Source organism: Pseudoalteromonas fenneropenaei (assembly GCF_042643375.1).
Lineage (GTDB): Bacteria > Pseudomonadota > Gammaproteobacteria > Enterobacterales > Alteromonadaceae > Pseudoalteromonas > Pseudoalteromonas fenneropenaei.
The window spans coordinates 132,683-149,120 of the sequence record NZ_JBHRSD010000014.1 but is presented as its reverse complement, the minus strand read 5'-3'; the positions used below and the strand labels follow the sequence as shown (position 1 = coordinate 149,120).

Below are 16,438 nucleotides of genomic sequence, written 5' to 3'. Positions count from 1 at the left end.
AACAGATGACAAAATCGGCTAAGTATCAACAACTCGCCCAGCTTTTACAAAACAAATTACAGCAAGGGGAGTATCAACCGGGGCAAGCTTTGCCGTCGCTGCGCCAATGTTGTGAATTACATCAAGTCAGTATGACCACTGCACTTGCTACCTATCGCCAGTTGGAATCGTTAGGGCTCATTGTTGCCAGCAATAAACGCGGGTATTTTGTTGCCCCCACACCGAAAATCACCAAGCAGCACTTTCCCAACTTTGTCGCGCAAACGGCCACCCCATTGCTGCGCCAACGTTTAGCGCAAGAACCCTTATTTGGTTTTGCCACCGCACAGCTCGATGAAACGTTAATGGACAGTGAGCATTTAGCAGCCAGCATTGCCAGAGTCAATCGCCACAGCAGCAAGTTGTTTAACTACGCTAACGTCGCGGGCAACAGCCAGCTACGCGAGGCGCTGTGCCAGCATTTTGCGGCGCAAGGTTTTAACTGCCAAGCCGCACGTTTGGTGATCACCCAAGGTTGTTTGGATGCAGTGATGACAGCGCTGCAAGTCACCACTCAAGTGGGAGATGTGGTCGCGGTTGCCTCCCCTTGTTATTCTGGTTTATTAAATACCTTGGCACTGTTGCAGCGTCGCGTATTGGAGATCCCAAGTACACCCGAAGGCTTAGATCTCACCCAACTCGAGCACGCGCTTGCCAACAACCAAGTACAAGCGTGTTTACTCACGGTTAATCAGCAAAACCCCACTGGTCATAGTCTGTCTACCAGCCAAAAACAGCAGTTGGCCGCCTTAGCCAAACGCTATCAGTGCCCGATTATTGAAGACGACGTATTTCGTGAGCTCAGTCACGGCGCTGCGATACCGCTGCCGCTAAAATATTATGATGAGGCTGGTTGGGTACTGTGGTGCAGCAGTGTGTCAAAAACCTTAGCACCAGGACTTAGGATTGGTTGGTGCGAGCCGGGGCGTTTTTATCAGCCATTTGTTGATTGCGTTGCCACTCGCTCATTGGGGGGCAATCAGCCACTACAGTTAGCGCTCGCCGATTATTTACAGCGCGGTCACTATGCGCGCCATTTACACCAAGTGAATCGCACTTTGGCAGCGCAAACTGAGCAATATTTGCAAGTCATGCAAAGTGAATTGCCTGCACCGTTAATTCCCCAAAAACCCCATGGCGGCTTAGTGTTTTGGCTCAATCTTGCGCCATTGATCGCCGTAGATATACAGCAATTACTCGCCAAACAAGGGATTGCCGTGCGCGATGGCGATGACTTTTCGACCACGCCGCTCTATCGCCATTATTTACGCTTAAACTTTGGCTTAAAGCTTACTGCTGAAATCGAAGCACAATTACGTTTAGCGCTGCGACTCATCAAAGCCGCTTATCTCAAGGCAACACAGGCTCAATCAAAATGTCAGTAAGGACTGAATTGGCAAGAAAACACAGCTCGTGTGCCTTATGATGCAAGGCATTAAGCTGTGCCTCGGTGACCTCAGTGCCTGCGGCAAAGAGCGCTTGCGGGCGCAGCCAAACTTGCGTCATGGCCATTCTCCCTTGCGGGTTTTTTGCCATTAACCCTTCAGCGTTATCTTGATAACGCTCCACCTGCCATTGTTGCTTGGCAGCAAGGCTGAGAAAAAACAACATATGACAACTGGAGAGCGCCGCCACAAAGGCTTCTTCTGGGTCAACATTGGCCGCCACGGCATGAGGCTCAGGGACGATACTAGGCGAAGCCGATGCAGGTACCACCACACCCCCATCAAACTGCCACTGATGAGCACGGCTGTAGCGGTTATCAATAAACGCTTCGTCCAAGCCACGTTGCCAGAAAACGGTTGCACTATACTTCGACATAACTCTTCTCCTAAATAACCTCACTACTTTTAAGGCGATTATCTTGCTGCAAAAGCAAAAAAGAACAAAGCGATCATTTCTCACCCTAACATGAGTTAAACTCACAACACTCGTTTAATTGTGGTGACCTTTATGGCCTTTTCCTACTCTGCCATTCATACCTTTACCGTGGTGGCAGAAACTTTAAGCTTTTCCAAAGCTGCGCTACTTTTGCATATCACGCCAAGCGCCGTGAGCCATCAAATGAAATTATTGGAGCAACAATTAGGGGTAAAATTATTTGTCCGCCAAGCCAAAGGTGTGCAGTTAAGTGCCGCAGGGATGGCCTTGATTGAACAGGCAAACCGCGGCGTAGCCATGATCCAGCAAGGCGTTCAAGCATGCCAGAGCGAAACGTGCTACATCACCATACAACTTGCCGCTATCCCCTCTTTTGCCCAGCACTGGTTAGTACCACGGCTGCCACGGTTTTATCAGCGCCACCCACACATCAATATTGAGCTCCATAGTCGCGATCAATTGGTTGATTTTGCGCATAGCCACTTTGATGCCCATTTGCATTTTGGCGATGGCCATTACCCGCAACATCATGTTGAGTTTTTATCACACGAATATGTTTTACCTGCTTGCCATAATGCGCTTTTACAAAGCTTATCTGTGCAGAATGAACTACAGACATTGCAGCATTTACTCATGCACCATGACCGCTTGGAATACCATGCTGGGCTTGAAGATGCGCCGGGCAACCTCAATTGGCCGTACTTTCTACGCCACTTGCAATGCAACTCGTCGCTGGCGGGCAAATTAAGACGTTTTAGCCATATAAATTTGGTGCTGGCAGCAGCAGAGCAGCAACAGGGGATAGCGCTTTTGTGGCAACGCTTAGCCAGTGACGCCTTGAACTCTGCGAATTTGCACGGCTTTAGTGAGTTACGTCAACGTTTGCCTTATCAATATTATTTGGTGTCGCCAAAACGCGCGCAAAGCCACGAGCTCGCGCTCTTTCGCGCTTGGTTAGTGGCAGAATTTAATCACTAACTTGAGCTTGCCTCAGCCTAAACTCACTGCGCTTGGCGGGGAAAACTGCTAAGCTGCGGCAAATAAACCAAACCAAGCTGAGTTTAAGAGCAAATATTATGCAAATTTGGGTAGATGCCGACGCGTGTCCTGTCGTCATAAAAGAAATTCTGTTTCGTGCCGCTGAGCGTAAACGTTTAGTCACCACTTTAGTGGCTAACCAGTCGCTACGGGTGCCGCCTTCAGCATTTATTAAAACCTTACGGGTGCAAGCGGGCTTTGATGTGGCAGACAACGAAATTGTGCAGCGCTGTGAAGTGGGTGACTTAGTTATTACCGCTGATATTCCCTTAGCGGCAGAGATCATCGCCAAAGGCGGTCAAGCGTTAAGTCCGCGTGGTGAGCTTTACACCCCAAACACCATTAAAGAGCGGCTCAATATGCGGGACTTTTTTGATACGTTAAGATCAAGTGGAATTGATACTGGTGGGCCTGCGGCACTCAATCAACGTGACCGAAAAGCCTTTGCCGATGAGTTAGATAAAATTCTAGCGCGGGTGTAATGGGCGCCACCGCGCCCATCCTAGTTTGCAGTGATTGCTTAGAACTGATAACTCACAGTCACTTTCGCATTGCGCTCGTTACCCGGTAAACCACCTAAAAATAGCGCTTTGCTATAGTAATGCTGGTTAAATAAGTTCTCGATATTGAACTGAACTTTCACTTGCGCGTTTTGATAGCGTAGCGCCGCATCCCAACGGGTATAACCGTCAACATACGCTTCTGGAATACCAAACGAGACCGAATTAATCGAACGCTCACTCTCGTAACTCATACCTAAGCTCAGTTCTAGTTGATCTTGCGCATCAAACACTGGCATGTGATAACTTAACCAAGCACGCGCCATCTGCTTTGGCACCCCTTTGGTTTGGCCAGAACGGGTGTTTGCACGGATCTCAACCGCATCTTGCACAATGCCGTTAAGGTTAAGCTTCCAACTGTCTGCTAGGGCCAAGTTTAAGTCAAGTTCAACGCCTTTGGTTGAATCCTCATCATCAAAGAAGTAGCGCGGTACATTGATGTTAAACTCAGGGTCGTTTGGATTGTCGTTATAATCTGGGTTGTTATAACGCAAGTTAGTGCGGCGGGTATCAAACCACACCAGCGAGCCTAATAAATCTTCCTGCAACGCGGTAAAACGAATACCAACATCAAACGATTTTGATTCAGAGTCAGGGCGGTTGGCTTCGTTGCTGGTGCTTTCATCTACCACACTACCCAGCACACTATAAGCGGTGCGCCCTTTAGCATAGTTCACAAAGGCTGCAAACTGTGGCGTAAACTGGTAGTTAACCCCCAAGTTATAAGTTACACCCGCATCGTCACTGTCTGCTTCTTTGGCAATTTCAGGCGCTCGGTCAGTACCTTTATGCTGGTAAGCTTGTTCTACTCGCGTGTAAGCCACACCAGCACGGGCAGTTAACGCATCGGTTAAATACAATACTTCTTGGAAGCTCGCCCCGTAAGCGCGCAGCGACTTATCGTAGTTGCTGGTCAGTACCGGTGAGTAATCCATAAAGTCGCCCGTAGGCCAGTTTGGTTGGCGGATGTCTAAAATATACGGAATGGCATTGGCACCCTTTTTCGCGCCATCGGCGTCATATGCCGACCAGCTTTTTACCGCCATATCGCGGTTTTCAACATTTACACTTAGCAAATGTTCACCTACCACGCTGCCCATATCCCAGCTTAGTTGTAAGTCCGCAAAGTATTGCCAAGTGCGCTCTGACGATACCTGACGACGATATTCCTGACGGCGCGCGGCAAATGGGTATAGCTCGCCATCAACCACTAACGGCGCACGCGGGTTAGCATTAACCACGCCACTACGCTGCCAATATACATAGTTATAGGCACCCGTTTGGCGCACAAAATCCGACTCATAATCGCGCCATAACAGCTGTTGCGTCAGTGTGCTGTTGGCGTCTAAATACCAATCGTGGCGTACCTTAGCGCGTAGCTCTTTACCCTCATTGGGCATTGACAGTGGCGAAATTAAATCACCTTTGCCTAAACGAAACGGCGACGTACCATCGCTTGGCAAAATCGAATCGGCCAATTGTTGACGCTGCGCGTCACTCAGCTGTAAGCCTTTTCCTTTTGCGTCGTTTGGTAATTGGTCAGCAGTTACAGGGCCTTGACCACCCGCAATATTGTCCCAGTTGATGATCCGCACTGGGTCGCCAATTGAATCAACTTGGTTACTATCGTCGATATACGCAGTTGAAAACAGTAAATTTTGGTTAGCAGCGGCTTTAAAACGTAAGCTGGCATAGACTTCGTCACGGCCACTACTCAAGGCGCGAAAACCATCGCTACGCTCATGATTAGCCACCAAACGGTAAGCCCAATCCTCATTTAGTGCATTAGTCGCGTCAAAGCCAACGCCATAGGTGTTCCACGCACCCGCTTTGGCATTAAGTTGATACGCGGCTTGGTCTTGCGGTTTTTTCTCGACCATATTGATCACCCCACCTGCCGCGCCAATGCCGTATAAACCCGTCGCAGGGCCTTTTAGCACTTCAAGGCTTTCAACGTTAGTCATAGAGCGGGTTGGGTTAAAGCTGTTGCCTAAATCCGCGCCGCCGTACATGCCATCATAGGTGTAGTTCACACCTAAGCCACGCATAATTAACGTGTCGCCAATACCGTAATTGTTGCCCGCTTGACCTAAACCACTGACATTACGCAGGGCTTCTTGCAAAGTGGTATTGTTTTGGCTATTCAATAATTCGCTGTCTACCACTACTACCGCTGCTGGCGTTTGCATCAGCGCCATGTTTGATTTAGTTGCCGTGCCTGAGGCCAAAATCAATTTATTGTGTTTACCGTAAACACTGATTTTTTCGATGGCTTGCTGGTCTTGTTCAGCACTGGCTAACGGGCTTGTCAACAAACAACCGACTAACGCGAGCTGTACAGCTTGCGAAAGTGGCGAGCGAGAATAAGTGGTGCGCGAGAATTGCATAAGTCACTCCAGACAATCAATTGAGAGTAATTATTCTAAAGAAGGCGCGCAGCTTACCACGCAACACAAATGATAACAACTCTCATTTGCGTTTCAATAAAGTTATAATTGTTATCAATTTGGGGGCATTTAGGCTGCGGTTTGCAACTCACTTAGTTTGTTTGCAATTTAGACACAATTACAGCTTAACCAACAGAATAAATGCGCTTTTTTAGCAGTTATCGAACTTACAGCTAAACTTAAATCACCGCGCGAGCTGGTTGCAATTGTGTGGGTTTAGCGCCGCATAATGTGTGTAGCCAATTTTCTGGTGTTAAGGATGTTGTCAGGTTAAGCACGGCAAACTTACTGCTTATTATCCTGATTTAGCCAACGCTGACAGGGCACTTAATGAGTCACCAAGGTTTAATTTATGAAAACATTAATATTAGCATTTTGTAGTCTCAGCTTACTGGCGGGTTGCCAGTTAACCCGCGTTGAGGGTGAAGTAAGCGACGTGAAAGTGAAAGTCGCTACCGACGATAACAACAAAAGTGAAAATTCCGACGGTAAATTCTGCCCACCGGGTCAAGCTAAAAAAGGCAAGTGTTAAGCTTTAGCTTAAAACAAGTTATGCGAAGGGCTTGCGCACTATACTGTGTGAGCCCATCACACCTTAACTGCTAAAACCCTTTTCCCATTCCGCTGCCCATTCTCGTAGTGGATTTAGCGTCTGCATTAACGCACTGCCCTGCGGGGTAAGTTGATATCCTTCCGTCGTTTTTAACACCAAATTGGCCTCACTGAGTTGCTTGATACGGCTATTTAACACCGAAGGCGACATATCATCGCACTTTGCCTGCAGCCCACGAAAACTGTGCGGTTGGTGGTTTAGCTCCCACAAAATACGCATGTTCCACTTACGTCCTAGCAGGTCAAATACCGCCATAATTGCAACGCCACTACTGGAACCTCGTACTGGCTGATTGGGGATAGGTGTGGTCATAACTGTTGCGCTTCTAAAAAAGTAGCGGTAAAGTTCGCTACGAAATACGTAGCACTTATTTTATACCGACCCACTTAAAAAGCGAGGGAATTATGTTTTTAGTCGATATGACCTTTACCGATGTCAGCCAAATTACCCCTGAATTAACCGAACAACACCGCAACTATTTAGCGAAAGAGTATCAATCACAAAATTTGCTATTTGGTGGCCGCAAAGAACCCAGAACTGGTGGGATCTTGCTCTCCAAGCACAGCAATGAAGCCACCCTTAAGCAAGTTTTGGACAATGACCCTTTTATCAAAAGAGGCCTTGTCCGCTATCACATCACCGAATTTACGCCAGTGATGGCATCCACTGACTATGTGCATTTGCTGGCGTAAGTAAGCCTAAATCGTGCTTTGCAACTTTATGTTTTGCAAAAACGGGTTGGGTAGCACAGTGTAAAGTTACCCCTGCGCATAGTGGGGATACCTTCACTCATGGTTAAATGCCGCTTTCAGCGCTAAAATAGCGGCTATTTCACAGGTCAATTAGGGTCGTTTTAACTTGAGACCGCTGTGATACCTTCTGTAATACAATCGCTTAGAAAGGAATGACTATGTCACCCGCAATTCCAGAAATAAGTACTGATAATCTTGTGATTACGCAGTTATTACCGCAAGATTTCCCGCTACTGGCCAAATACGAGCGAGAAAACCGAGCACATTTAGCCCCGTGGGAACCAAGTCGCGACAAAGACTATTTTAGCGATGCGGCCATTGAAAAAAGGCTGACACAGTTATTCGCTCAATTTCAGGCGGGCAATTCGCTTTTTTTGGTTGGCCTAAACCACTCTCGCAGCCAAATAATCTGCGTCTGTCATTTTTCCAACATCGTCTATGGTGCGTTTCAAGCCTGTCATTTAGGTTATTCCATCGCCGCCAGCGCGCAAGGCAAAGGCTTAATGTTTGAAATGCTTAACCCCGCTATTGACTATGTGTTTAAAAACTATGGGTTACATCGCATTATGGCCAACTACTTGCCACACAATCAACGTAGCGAAAACTTATTAATGCGACTTGGCTTTGAGCGCGAGGGCTACGCTAAATCCTATCTAAATATTGCCGGCACATGGCAAGACCATGTGCTAACTGCCAAGTTAAATCCAGAGCATATTGAGTCATAGAGAGGATCAATGGCGGTGAGCATGATCTATCGCCTATCCATCCTTGGAGCTTGGTTACTTCGGTCATTGCCTAAATGGATTTAGGTACTTAGGTTTTGTCGGGAACAAAAAACCTGCCATGACCTCACTTCCTAGCTTCGAAACTGCGTTGACTTCAGGCATCCTGCCTTACGCCAATAAGGCCGGCTACGCCGTTCAAAAATATTCCCGATATTTTTGTCGGTCGCTCGTCACCTAAGCTGCCTGTGCGGCAGTGAACTAAAGCTAATCAACCAAAACCCTGCAGTAAAATTTCTAAGCGGCCTGTGCGGCAGTGAACTAACGGGAGTACTGACCAACATTGGTTCAAATTTTCTAAGCTGCCTGTGCGGCAGTGAACACGGACTAAAACACCTTGCTCCGGGTGAGAATTTTCTAAGCTGCCTGTGCGGCAGTGAACAAGTGCTAAATCAGTACTTCGTTACACCGACTTTTCTAAGCTGCCTGTGCGGCAGTGAACATATTCCAACCACTGGGCAGGCTGGTGAACTGTTTCTAAGCTGCCTGTGCGGCAGTGAACCAGTTGCAGCGTAAACGCTAATTCCGCCAAATTTTCTAAGCTGCCTGTGCGGCAGTGAACCTTGGTTGAGCCTTTACCTTACTTGAATCGCTTTTCTAAGCTGCCTGTGCGGCAGTGAACTATAGAATAAATCAAAAAACGTAAGTTGCAACATGAGGTTAGGGCAAAAAACCGCTTTTTACCTATTAAAAAATCATATACTTTAACTTGTTGAATTAAAAGCACATTTTTAAAGAGCGAAAAAATAGGGTAAAAGTTGTGCGGGAAGTATTACTTAAACCCATTTTGATGGAGTTTTCAACTGCGCGGTTGTTGACCTTGATTTTGGCCTGTTATTTGGTGGTGATGTCTACTGTAGAGCAAACAGTGTTGAACAGCGCGATATAAAATCGCGCCGACAGCGTCAATCGCTTACAAGGACACCTCTTTGTGGTGTTCTTTAGATAAAATCGCGCCTTTAATTCTCTCAGATAAAGGCGGATTTTGTTCCCCGCTGCTGCAGTTTATTTACCTGATTCTTTCATATTCCACAGAATGCCTTGGCCTTCGCCCATAATGGTGGTGGGCATTTGGCCGTTCCACTGTTGGGCCTTGGTGTATTCCACCAGCATCTTGTTATTGTTTAGCGCTTCAGCTTTTTTGTGCATGGCTTCTGCTTCTGCCAAGCCTTTTAGACGAATCGCTTCGGCTTCAGCCTCGGCTTGTTTTAGGGTGGCGTATGCTTGGCCATCAGCACGGGCTTTAGCCGCATCACGGGCGGCTTCGGCGGTGTTTACTTCGCGCTGAGCTTCCAGTTTTTGGCGCTCTAAACGGTGTTTTTCCGCATCTGCTAAGTTCTTTTCGGTTTGTTTGGTTTCAATGCTTTGCAGATATTTTTCTGGCAGCACTAGGTTCTCAATTTGCACGCTGTCGAGTTTAACTGGGAACTCTTTCATGGTTTCAAGTAAGGTTTCTTCAATTTGCTGAATTACCTGCCCTCGGTTTTGCACGATTTGCTCGGCTTTATAATGGGCCAAGGCTTCTTTGGCTGCTGAGCGTAGTTTAGGGTCGAGAATACGGTTTTCAAACTGATCTAAACCACCGTAATTTTTAAAGAGTTCAAACGCTTCGCTGCGCACCACAGTCCAGTTAACCGAGACTTCAGCGTCAATTGGCATTTGTTCAAATGTTGCCGCGCGTAACCGCTCCACATTTTTACGGGTGCGGATCTCTAACCGCTCAACCGAGTCCGCCAATGGTACTTTAAACTGTAAACCAGGGTTCACCTGCTGTTTTGCTTCACCAAAACGTTTAACAATGCCAACATGGCCTTCATCTATAGTGTAAAACACCGAGGAAAGGGCAATCACTACCGCAAGCCCTATTGCCGCTTTGCCGAGATGTTTGCCAAAATTTGGGGTTTTTATTCGTGGGTTAGTATTACTGAGCATAGAAGTTCCTAACTGTATTTTATATTCCAAGTGATTGGGTAGAGAACATCCCTGCTTGATCGCCATAAATACTTTTAAAACAGTTACATAATAAGTGTGGCGGGGTGAGTTACCCAATTAAAGTACAGAGTACTCAGTTTTAGCCGTATCGGCAATAAGAATTATTGCGATTAACACCTATCTATTTTGAAAATAACATTTGTAATGTCTGTAATAGAGGTATTAGCCCAAGCTAACTACTCAAAGAAACCTGAGCTAACAAACAAGTACTAAAAACGCGCATTCTTAATCCCCCAATCACATAGGATATCTATGCTCATGGGGATTCGCTTACAAGATAACGCTGTACCTTAGTCAAAAGTAAACAACCCTTCGCTGTTTAGCTTAACTGGTGCGAGGCTTTGCTGCGTCTTTCTTTTGACTGTCACCCACACTCCGGTATCAACATAAGGTCGTGATGACCAGCTGCTACCAACACAGCCAAACTGACCGCCTGGCTGATAGTTGCGAAGCGAATCAAAATAAGTGCTATCACTACTGAGCGCCACCCAATGTAATGAGTTTACGGGTGTCGAAACTAACACTAAATTGAGTTCATCCGCTTGAGGTATTGGCATAGGAGAGTTTGTTACAGTAAATTTCTGCGGATCACCAAATACAAACGCTAACACCTCCTGAGGACTCGCGGTGGAGCCTAGTTCTTTTATCATTTTCTGTGCCAGCGTAGCAAAGTTGTCGTAAGCATCCGATGTAACAAAAAGTGTTGCTTGCAGACCTAAACTCTCTGCCACTTCAGCAACTCGTCTTGGCATACTTCCGCCTTTTTTAGCCTCTTCGAGCACACGTGCGACTTTTTCTGATCTTTCGGACTCACATTTAAGGTCAAATAATTTTTTGATCTCTTCAACATCAAACCGCGTCAAGGTAAAGAGTTTTAGCGCTAAAGTGCTGAAGTTGTCGTCACAGCTCAATGTGACCTTGGATGGGCAGCCCTCGCCTCGGGTAACTGCGATTGTTTTGTCTTCAGGTAGGATCCCAAACGTCGCTGCGACGGCAGTCAAGCTATAAGCCGCACAATATTGCGACGTGAGCGGTTGAGTCATACTTAAGCGGATCAAATCAAACGGTGCTGGTGAATATGCGTGAGCCATTTCATTGTAGTTGTGCAATTGCTGCTCAATTTGCTGTGGTGTATTCGGCAACTCGTTGATGCTAAAATTTTTAATATTACTCAAGCTGGTGTAGGTGATAATTGCCATGGTTATTCCTTGTGATATACGTTCAATGGACAACGAGCAGCATAATGCTCAAACAAGAAAAAACCATTACGGGTGATTACAAGCTAGGTACCTTATTGGTAAACCATCAGCAAACTCGGGTTCTAAGATAACGGCCAAACCAATCACTTAACTATTTTGTGCTACTTGCTGACAGGTTTCGGCTTCTTTGGCCATTTGCGCATAGCGAGCACGTACTAACTCTACATAATGGCCCATACATTTATCCGCAGAGGTCACAAACGAAGTTCGACTTAGGCTGAGTTCAACCATACGGTCAAGGCGAAATTCCCGATACCCTTGACGCAAACGGCAAAATGCCACCAGCGTCCATTTTCCGCCCCAAAACACCATACCCAATGGTTCAATCAACCTTTCGGTTAGCCGCTCCTCAACATCACGATAATGCAGCATTACACACAGACCTTGATTAATGGCGAGCCGCAGATCACGGTTGAAGTGTTGTTGCTGCAAAGAATAACCACTGCCAGCCACCATATAAGGCGAGTCATCTAACTGCTCTTTGAGCGCGCCAGGCAAGATTGCCTCGATTTTAGCCAGCGCACTTTGTGCTTGTTCGGCAAATAATGGATCAGTCCAGCGGCTCACCATTTTACTGCCCAGCAGTAACGCTTGCAGCTCAGCGATAGTGAACATCATGGGGGGTAAGTCGTACTCAGTAAGAATATAGCCAACGCCCGCTTCACCGCTGATGGGCACGCCTTGGCTTTGTAAGTCTTGGATATCGCGATAAATAGTACGCTCCGACACCGCTAATTTATCTGCCAGTTGCCGTGCGCTAATGGCAAGTCGGCGGCCACGCAACAAGTTGACCAATTGGAATAAACGCTCAGACTTATGCACCCTACCCTCCTTACCTAAAACAGGGTATTACGGCTCACGCCGTAATACCCAAGGCAGCTTAGCCATTACACGGGGTTTGTGCAATGATATGGTTAAGCGTCATCACCACACTGTCGGCGTCAATCACTGTCATCAGTGCTTGGCAGCGCGGTTCGGTGGCAAAAGCTTGTTGAACCCGCTCTGCATCAGCAAGACTGGCCCAATATACGACATCCACATAGGTGTCGCTGTCCGCTTGTTTGGCTAACGAGCGATACAGCAGACCCGGCATCGAATCCAAATAAGCTTGAAACGCATCATGCGTTTTGACAAAGTCTGTCTCATTAACTCCATTAGCCAGTTTAAAAGTAACGATTTCTAGCACATTGCTCATATTTGATCTCCTTGTGATTAGTTGAATTGCTTAGAGCACAACTAGTAGACCATAAGGCACTGTCAGGGAATGTCAGGAGTGATTTATATCGACCTACTTTGCGCCTACCCGCAACGCCAAGTCATGTAAGTACGCAATAGGGTTTTGCATAGGGCTAAGCACATTTATCGATTCAAACAGGGGGTTAAATAAGAGAATTTTAAAAGGAGATTTAAATCAGGCCGCACTGTGCGACCTAATTTACTGAAGAGGTTAATAAACGTCGCGGCAATAGCGGCCTTGCGCTTCCAGCGCACTTAAACCACGTTCACCGAGTAGTTCGGTAAATAGCGCCTCAACATCACCCGCCATGCCTTGCAGGCTGCCACAAATGTACACCGCAGCACCTTCTTCTAACCATAACAGCAGTTGCTCGCTGTGGCTGCGCAGCACATCTTGCACATACCCTTGTTGCACTCGACCAGCAAGTACAGGCAAAGGTAACGCCGCGCGCGAAAAGGCACGGTCAAGCTCCGCCAATACGCCAGTTTTCAGCCAGGTTTGCAACTCGTCATCCCAAGGTAAGTCATGCTCGGGGCTACGCTCGCCGTAAATCAACCAATTATCGTAATGACCCTGCAGCGCTCGCTGTTTAATATGCGCACGTAATCCGGCTAAGCCACTGCCATTGCCAATCAAAATCATTTTGCGATTGGTTGCAGGGGCATGAAATTTTACATTACGGCGAATACTCAATAGACTCGTTGCGCCAACTGGACTACGTACACATAACCAGCCAGAGCCAAGCCCTAAACGCCCATCAGGATGACGCTGTTCACGCACTAATAAACGTAATTCCCCCTCAGCTGGAACACTGGCAATACTGTATTCACGCATTTTGTGGTCGAGGTGCAAACACGCGATATCACCTGCTTGCCAAGTTACATCGGGCGGGAGCGAAAACGCGATGTCATACAAAGGAGCGCCTTGGCTACCAACGTTGAGCCACTGACGCCGAGCGAGAGTAAATTCAGCGCCAAGGTAGGCCTTAGGCTTTAGCGCTGCAGGCTCTGCTGCCAAGATCTGGGCTTGTTGTAAGGCTTGATACCAAGTATGTAAGCTGTCGCTTGCCAATTTATCCACCAACACTGGGGCAAATAACGCTGTAGCGCCACGCTCCGTCAGTGCGGCATCCAAGTTAAGGCCAAATTGACAAAACTGCGGGTAATCTCGGTCGCCAAGCGCCAATACGGCATAGGCTAAATGATTAAGCGTAACTGCGCTGTGTGTTAAACGCGCAATAAAATGCCGACCATTATCGGGGGCTTCGCCTTGGCCGTAAGTGCTGGCTAGCACCAATAATTTTTGTGTTGTGCTTAGGGTTTTATCGGTCAGTTGGTTTAAGGTTAAGCATTGGCATGATAAGCCTTGGGCGACTAATTGCTGACTTAACTGCTGGGCCAATGTTTCTGCAGCGCCACTTTCACTGGCATAAGCAACCACCAAAGGTACGGTGCCGTGCTGATTGCGCAGCCAACGTCTTTGTAGCGATGCTCGGTAACACCACAGGGTAAAAACAGTGTAGCCAGCCACTAATAGGCTGGCATAAAGATATGGCGCTGCGCTTAACATAGCTTAGTCTGGCAATACCTCAAGCACCACGACATACGTACCACGACGCTGCGTTGCCGGCGCTGCCGCCGCGGTGTCTTGGTATTCTGCTTCTAAGAAATAGCGACCTGCACCATTCCATTTAACGCTGACTTCGCCTTGCGCATTAGCTTGCATCACAATTTCTTCTTGGCTGTTGCGATAGCGCGTGCCTTCACGAATTGCGGTCACCTCGGCACCAATAGCAGGCTTGCCATCAATCAAAAACTTAAACGTTGCCACTTCGCCAGCATAAAGCTCATTTGGATGAGTTACCGCAACCAGTTCAAGACCGGCATTGGTTGGCTGTAAGGTATTTTTGCTTGGCGCGCCTAACGTTACAAAGGTTTCCATGCGGCGCGAGAACTGCGTTACCGCCAGTTTATCGGCACTTTTTGGCACGTTTTGCTCAAACCCAGCTTGGCTGAAAGTTTCGCCGCGGCCTGGGTACATACGACGTTTGCCGTTCTCTTCCCAGCTTGCCTGTAAGCCACTGCTGGCCGTAAATACGCGATAGGTGCCTGATTTTTCTAATGGTAAATCGAACACAGTACGGTATTTACCAACATGCAGATTTTGCACCGCAGCTGCGCTACCATCTGGTGCCTGCACTTGTACGCCGCTAAAGCGACCTGCGTTATGATTGGCAAGGAAAATATCATTCGACACCGCAGCATCAAAGCTCACCCAACGGTTCTCACCTGAAAGTAAAGTCTCTTGTGGCACAATCCACGCACGGTGGGCTTCAACACTCAGGCTGCTCAGCACTAAGCCACCCAATAACAATGATTTAAATACAGTTGCCTTCATGTGGTTTTCCTTATGGATTTATCGTTAATGCAATATCGCCAAGCTCAGAATTGCCCGACGCTTTGAGTGTCACAGCAGCTTGCTGTGGCCAGCTAAATGGAATGTTTAATAGCTCACGGCCACCGACTTCACGCGCGGCTTCGACGCGTAATTGGTAATCGCCCGCCGCTAAACTTTGTAGTGGGGCTTGTCCTAAAGTAAATTGCAGTGCGTGTTGACCCGGCCCGCGAGTGGCACCAGTCACACCATCTACTGGCATAGTGAGCGTACGACCAGTACGACGCCACCATTGGCGCATGTCTTTAAGCCATTTTTCGCCTTCGCCGTTACGCATGTCTTCGTCGTACCACACCGCCAGATTGCTCACTACCTGATTTTGGCTGTCTTCAATCCATACTGCGAGGTAAGGTTTATGGTATTCAGCAACAGACATTTTAGGTATTTCTACTGTCACGTTTAACTCGCTGGCCGCTGCGCTGAACGTCGCGGCAGCTAAAAACAAAGGCGCAACCACACCTTGCTTGATATTCATAATCGCATCCTTAATGAGCACTCAGAATCAAAATCAACAGCGGCGCTAATGCCCCCGCCAAAACCAGCGGCCATGTACTGGGTCGCTGACGCGCATAACGCACCAATAACCACATGCCACTGAGGGAAAAAATGACGCATAAAGCGGAAAATACATCAATAAACCAGCGCCATGCTGTGCTGGTGTTGCGGCCTTTATGCAAATCGTTAAGATAAGAGATGATTCCCCTATCTGTGTCTTCAAACAGCACTCGACCAGTTTCTAACTCAATGCTCAGCCAAGCATCACCACCGGGTTTGGGCATGCCAAGATAGACTTCGTCGGCTTCCCATTCCGCATCTCGCGCTGGGGTGGCAATATCATGTTGTTGCAATAACCATTGCCGTACTGCAAGTGGCAGTGGGCCTTGTTCACGGCCTTGCAAGGCCATTCGTAGCCCTTCGCTCAGCTCTAATTCCACAGTGCGAACTTGCGGCTCGGCGCGAATATCTGCCGCGTGATTGAGCGTGATGCCAGTGACAGCAAACAACAACATGCCGATTAAACAGATTGCCGAACTAATCCAGTGCCATTGCCGCACAGTGCCCAAAAACATTTGATACTTCATTGAAATTACGGTCTGGATAAGTCTGAATAATAAAGATTTCGCCAGTATAACAAATACTATACTAATGATAAGTATTTTTATTTATTAAATAATTTAACAATAATCGTCTTCAAGCAGGCTTATCGAACCATCGATGGACGTAAAATGCGCAACAGTTCCTTTTTATACAACAAATCTAAGCGTTATCTAGGGCTTGCGTTGTTACTTCTTCAATCACTTACAACGGTTAGTGATATTAATTCGCATTAGCATTGATGTTACTTTTATTCCCATTTAGAGCACAACGACTTTTGATTTACAGA

General features: G+C 47.3%; 18 protein-coding genes and 1 CRISPR repeat array. Of the genes, 7 read left to right on the top strand and 11 right to left on the bottom strand.

Features of this window, described 5'->3' with window-relative positions:
• Positions 1 to 5: 5 nt before the first annotated feature.
• Entirely contained in the window at positions 6 to 1,424 is a 1,419-nt protein-coding gene (locus ACFOEE_RS08875; RefSeq protein WP_377123323.1) for an aminotransferase-like domain-containing protein, read from the top strand.
• Here ACFOEE_RS08875 and ACFOEE_RS08870 read toward each other — a convergent pair.
• Entirely contained in the window at positions 1,390 to 1,860 is a 471-nt protein-coding gene (locus tag ACFOEE_RS08870) for an OsmC family protein (protein ID WP_377123321.1), read from the bottom strand. The two genes, ACFOEE_RS08875 and ACFOEE_RS08870, sit on opposite strands and share 35 nt — an antisense overlap.
• 132 nt (positions 1,861 to 1,992) lie before the next feature.
• Here ACFOEE_RS08870 and ACFOEE_RS08865 point away from each other — a divergent pair, with 132 nt between their 5' ends.
• Both ACFOEE_RS08865 and ACFOEE_RS08860 read left to right on the top strand, forming a co-directional pair.
• Positions 1,993 to 2,898 (top strand): LysR family transcriptional regulator, encoded by a 906-nt coding sequence (locus ACFOEE_RS08865; RefSeq protein ID WP_377123319.1) that lies wholly within the window; start codon positions 1,993 to 1,995, stop codon positions 2,896 to 2,898.
• A 98-nt stretch (positions 2,899 to 2,996) separates the two neighbouring features.
• Positions 2,997 to 3,440: a YaiI/YqxD family protein gene (locus ACFOEE_RS08860; RefSeq protein WP_377123317.1), complete on the top strand. Its 444-nt coding sequence runs from the start codon at positions 2,997 to 2,999 to the stop codon at positions 3,438 to 3,440.
• A 38-nt stretch (positions 3,441 to 3,478) separates the two neighbouring features.
• Here the strand turns inward: ACFOEE_RS08860 and ACFOEE_RS08855 are convergent, their stop codons facing one another.
• On the bottom strand, positions 3,479 to 5,905 hold the full coding sequence (locus ACFOEE_RS08855) for a TonB-dependent receptor (RefSeq protein WP_377123315.1): 2,427 nt from the start codon (positions 5,903 to 5,905) through the stop codon (positions 3,479 to 3,481).
• 412 nt (positions 5,906 to 6,317) lie between these two features.
• On the opposite strand from ACFOEE_RS08855, the gene ACFOEE_RS08850 reads away from it, so the two are divergent.
• Positions 6,318 to 6,497: a hypothetical protein gene (locus tag ACFOEE_RS08850; protein ID WP_377123313.1), complete on the top strand. Its 180-nt coding sequence runs from the start codon at positions 6,318 to 6,320 to the stop codon at positions 6,495 to 6,497.
• A gap of 63 nt (positions 6,498 to 6,560) precedes the next feature.
• Here the strand turns inward: ACFOEE_RS08850 and ACFOEE_RS08845 are convergent, their stop codons facing one another.
• Complete coding sequence (locus ACFOEE_RS08845) at positions 6,561 to 6,890, bottom strand: winged helix-turn-helix transcriptional regulator (protein WP_377123311.1); 330 nt, start codon at positions 6,888 to 6,890, stop codon at positions 6,561 to 6,563.
• Positions 6,891 to 6,982: 92 nt separating this feature from the next.
• Here ACFOEE_RS08845 and ACFOEE_RS08840 point away from each other — a divergent pair, with 92 nt between their 5' ends.
• The 3 genes from ACFOEE_RS08840 (at position 6,983) to ACFOEE_RS08830 (ending at position 9,001) form a co-directional block, all read left to right on the top strand.
• A complete protein-coding gene (locus ACFOEE_RS08840) occupies positions 6,983 to 7,270 on the top strand; it encodes a YciI family protein (protein ID WP_377123309.1) in 288 nt (95 codons plus the stop codon).
• Positions 7,271 to 7,488: 218 nt separating this feature from the next.
• Entirely contained in the window at positions 7,489 to 8,055 is a 567-nt protein-coding gene (gene rimJ / locus ACFOEE_RS08835) for a ribosomal protein S5-alanine N-acetyltransferase (protein WP_377123307.1), read from the top strand.
• Between the two features lie 231 nt (positions 8,056 to 8,286).
• A CRISPR array of direct repeats spans positions 8,287 to 8,734; the repeat unit is 28 nt; unit sequence TTTCTAAGCTGCCTGTGCGGCAGTGAAC.
• Between the two features lie 138 nt (positions 8,735 to 8,872).
• The gene (locus ACFOEE_RS08830) at positions 8,873 to 9,001 is read left to right on the top strand and encodes a hypothetical protein (protein WP_377123305.1); all 129 of its coding nucleotides are present in this window, start codon (positions 8,873 to 8,875) and stop codon (positions 8,999 to 9,001) included.
• Between the two features lie 116 nt (positions 9,002 to 9,117).
• On the opposite strand, the gene ACFOEE_RS08825 is transcribed toward ACFOEE_RS08830, so the two are convergent.
• From ACFOEE_RS08825 to ACFOEE_RS08790, 8 genes are all read right to left on the bottom strand, one after another.
• Positions 9,118 to 10,044, bottom strand: coding sequence for a prohibitin family protein (locus tag ACFOEE_RS08825; protein ID WP_377123303.1), 927 nt, complete (start codon positions 10,042 to 10,044; stop codon positions 9,118 to 9,120).
• Positions 10,045 to 10,394: 350 nt separating this feature from the next.
• Positions 10,395 to 11,303, bottom strand: a complete 909-nt coding sequence (locus tag ACFOEE_RS08820) for a hypothetical protein (RefSeq protein ID WP_377123301.1) — start codon at positions 11,301 to 11,303, stop codon at positions 10,395 to 10,397.
• Positions 11,304 to 11,450: 147 nt separating this feature from the next.
• Positions 11,451 to 12,185, bottom strand: a complete 735-nt coding sequence (locus ACFOEE_RS08815; protein WP_377123299.1) for a helix-turn-helix transcriptional regulator — start codon at positions 12,183 to 12,185, stop codon at positions 11,451 to 11,453.
• A 58-nt stretch (positions 12,186 to 12,243) separates the two neighbouring features.
• Positions 12,244 to 12,558: a hypothetical protein gene (locus tag ACFOEE_RS08810; RefSeq protein WP_377123297.1), complete on the bottom strand. Its 315-nt coding sequence runs from the start codon at positions 12,556 to 12,558 to the stop codon at positions 12,244 to 12,246.
• Positions 12,559 to 12,810: 252 nt separating this feature from the next.
• The gene (locus tag ACFOEE_RS08805; protein WP_377123295.1) at positions 12,811 to 14,169 is read right to left on the bottom strand and encodes a sulfite reductase subunit alpha; all 1,359 of its coding nucleotides are present in this window, start codon (positions 14,167 to 14,169) and stop codon (positions 12,811 to 12,813) included.
• A 3-nt stretch (positions 14,170 to 14,172) separates the two neighbouring features.
• On the bottom strand, positions 14,173 to 14,997 hold the full coding sequence (locus tag ACFOEE_RS08800; RefSeq protein ID WP_377123293.1) for a DUF4198 domain-containing protein: 825 nt from the start codon (positions 14,995 to 14,997) through the stop codon (positions 14,173 to 14,175).
• Positions 14,998 to 15,007: 10 nt separating this feature from the next.
• Positions 15,008 to 15,529 (bottom strand): DUF2271 domain-containing protein, encoded by a 522-nt coding sequence (locus ACFOEE_RS08795; RefSeq protein WP_377123291.1) that lies wholly within the window; start codon positions 15,527 to 15,529, stop codon positions 15,008 to 15,010.
• Positions 15,530 to 15,539: 10 nt separating this feature from the next.
• Complete coding sequence (locus tag ACFOEE_RS08790) at positions 15,540 to 16,124, bottom strand: PepSY-associated TM helix domain-containing protein (protein ID WP_377123289.1); 585 nt, start codon at positions 16,122 to 16,124, stop codon at positions 15,540 to 15,542.
• Between the last annotated feature and the right edge of the window lie 314 nt (positions 16,125 to 16,438).

What these genes read in the sequence shown, in the direction of transcription:
- ACFOEE_RS08875 (WP_377123323.1), top strand. Translation starts at nt 6, where the DNA reads ATGACAAAATCGGCTAAGTATCAACAACTCGCCCAGCTTTTACAAAAC.
- ACFOEE_RS08870 (WP_377123321.1), bottom strand. Translation starts at nt 1,860, where the DNA reads ATGTCGAAGTATAGTGCAACCGTTTTCTGGCAACGTGGCTTGGACGAA.
- ACFOEE_RS08865 (WP_377123319.1), top strand. Translation starts at nt 1,993, where the DNA reads ATGGCCTTTTCCTACTCTGCCATTCATACCTTTACCGTGGTGGCAGAA.
- ACFOEE_RS08860 (WP_377123317.1), top strand. Translation starts at nt 2,997, where the DNA reads ATGCAAATTTGGGTAGATGCCGACGCGTGTCCTGTCGTCATAAAAGAA.
- ACFOEE_RS08855 (WP_377123315.1), bottom strand. Translation starts at nt 5,905, where the DNA reads ATGCAATTCTCGCGCACCACTTATTCTCGCTCGCCACTTTCGCAAGCT.
- ACFOEE_RS08850 (WP_377123313.1), top strand. Translation starts at nt 6,318, where the DNA reads ATGAAAACATTAATATTAGCATTTTGTAGTCTCAGCTTACTGGCGGGT.
- ACFOEE_RS08845 (WP_377123311.1), bottom strand. Translation starts at nt 6,890, where the DNA reads ATGACCACACCTATCCCCAATCAGCCAGTACGAGGTTCCAGTAGTGGC.
- ACFOEE_RS08840 (WP_377123309.1), top strand. Translation starts at nt 6,983, where the DNA reads ATGTTTTTAGTCGATATGACCTTTACCGATGTCAGCCAAATTACCCCT.
- rimJ (WP_377123307.1), top strand. Translation starts at nt 7,489, where the DNA reads ATGTCACCCGCAATTCCAGAAATAAGTACTGATAATCTTGTGATTACG.
- ACFOEE_RS08825 (WP_377123303.1), bottom strand. Translation starts at nt 10,044, where the DNA reads ATGCTCAGTAATACTAACCCACGAATAAAAACCCCAAATTTTGGCAAA.
- ACFOEE_RS08820 (WP_377123301.1), bottom strand. Translation starts at nt 11,303, where the DNA reads ATGGCAATTATCACCTACACCAGCTTGAGTAATATTAAAAATTTTAGC.
- ACFOEE_RS08810 (WP_377123297.1), bottom strand. Translation starts at nt 12,558, where the DNA reads ATGAGCAATGTGCTAGAAATCGTTACTTTTAAACTGGCTAATGGAGTT.
- ACFOEE_RS08805 (WP_377123295.1), bottom strand. Translation starts at nt 14,169, where the DNA reads ATGTTAAGCGCAGCGCCATATCTTTATGCCAGCCTATTAGTGGCTGGC.
- ACFOEE_RS08800 (WP_377123293.1), bottom strand. Translation starts at nt 14,997, where the DNA reads ATGAAGGCAACTGTATTTAAATCATTGTTATTGGGTGGCTTAGTGCTG.
- ACFOEE_RS08795 (WP_377123291.1), bottom strand. Translation starts at nt 15,529, where the DNA reads ATGAATATCAAGCAAGGTGTGGTTGCGCCTTTGTTTTTAGCTGCCGCG.
- ACFOEE_RS08790 (WP_377123289.1), bottom strand. Translation starts at nt 16,124, where the DNA reads ATGTTTTTGGGCACTGTGCGGCAATGGCACTGGATTAGTTCGGCAATC.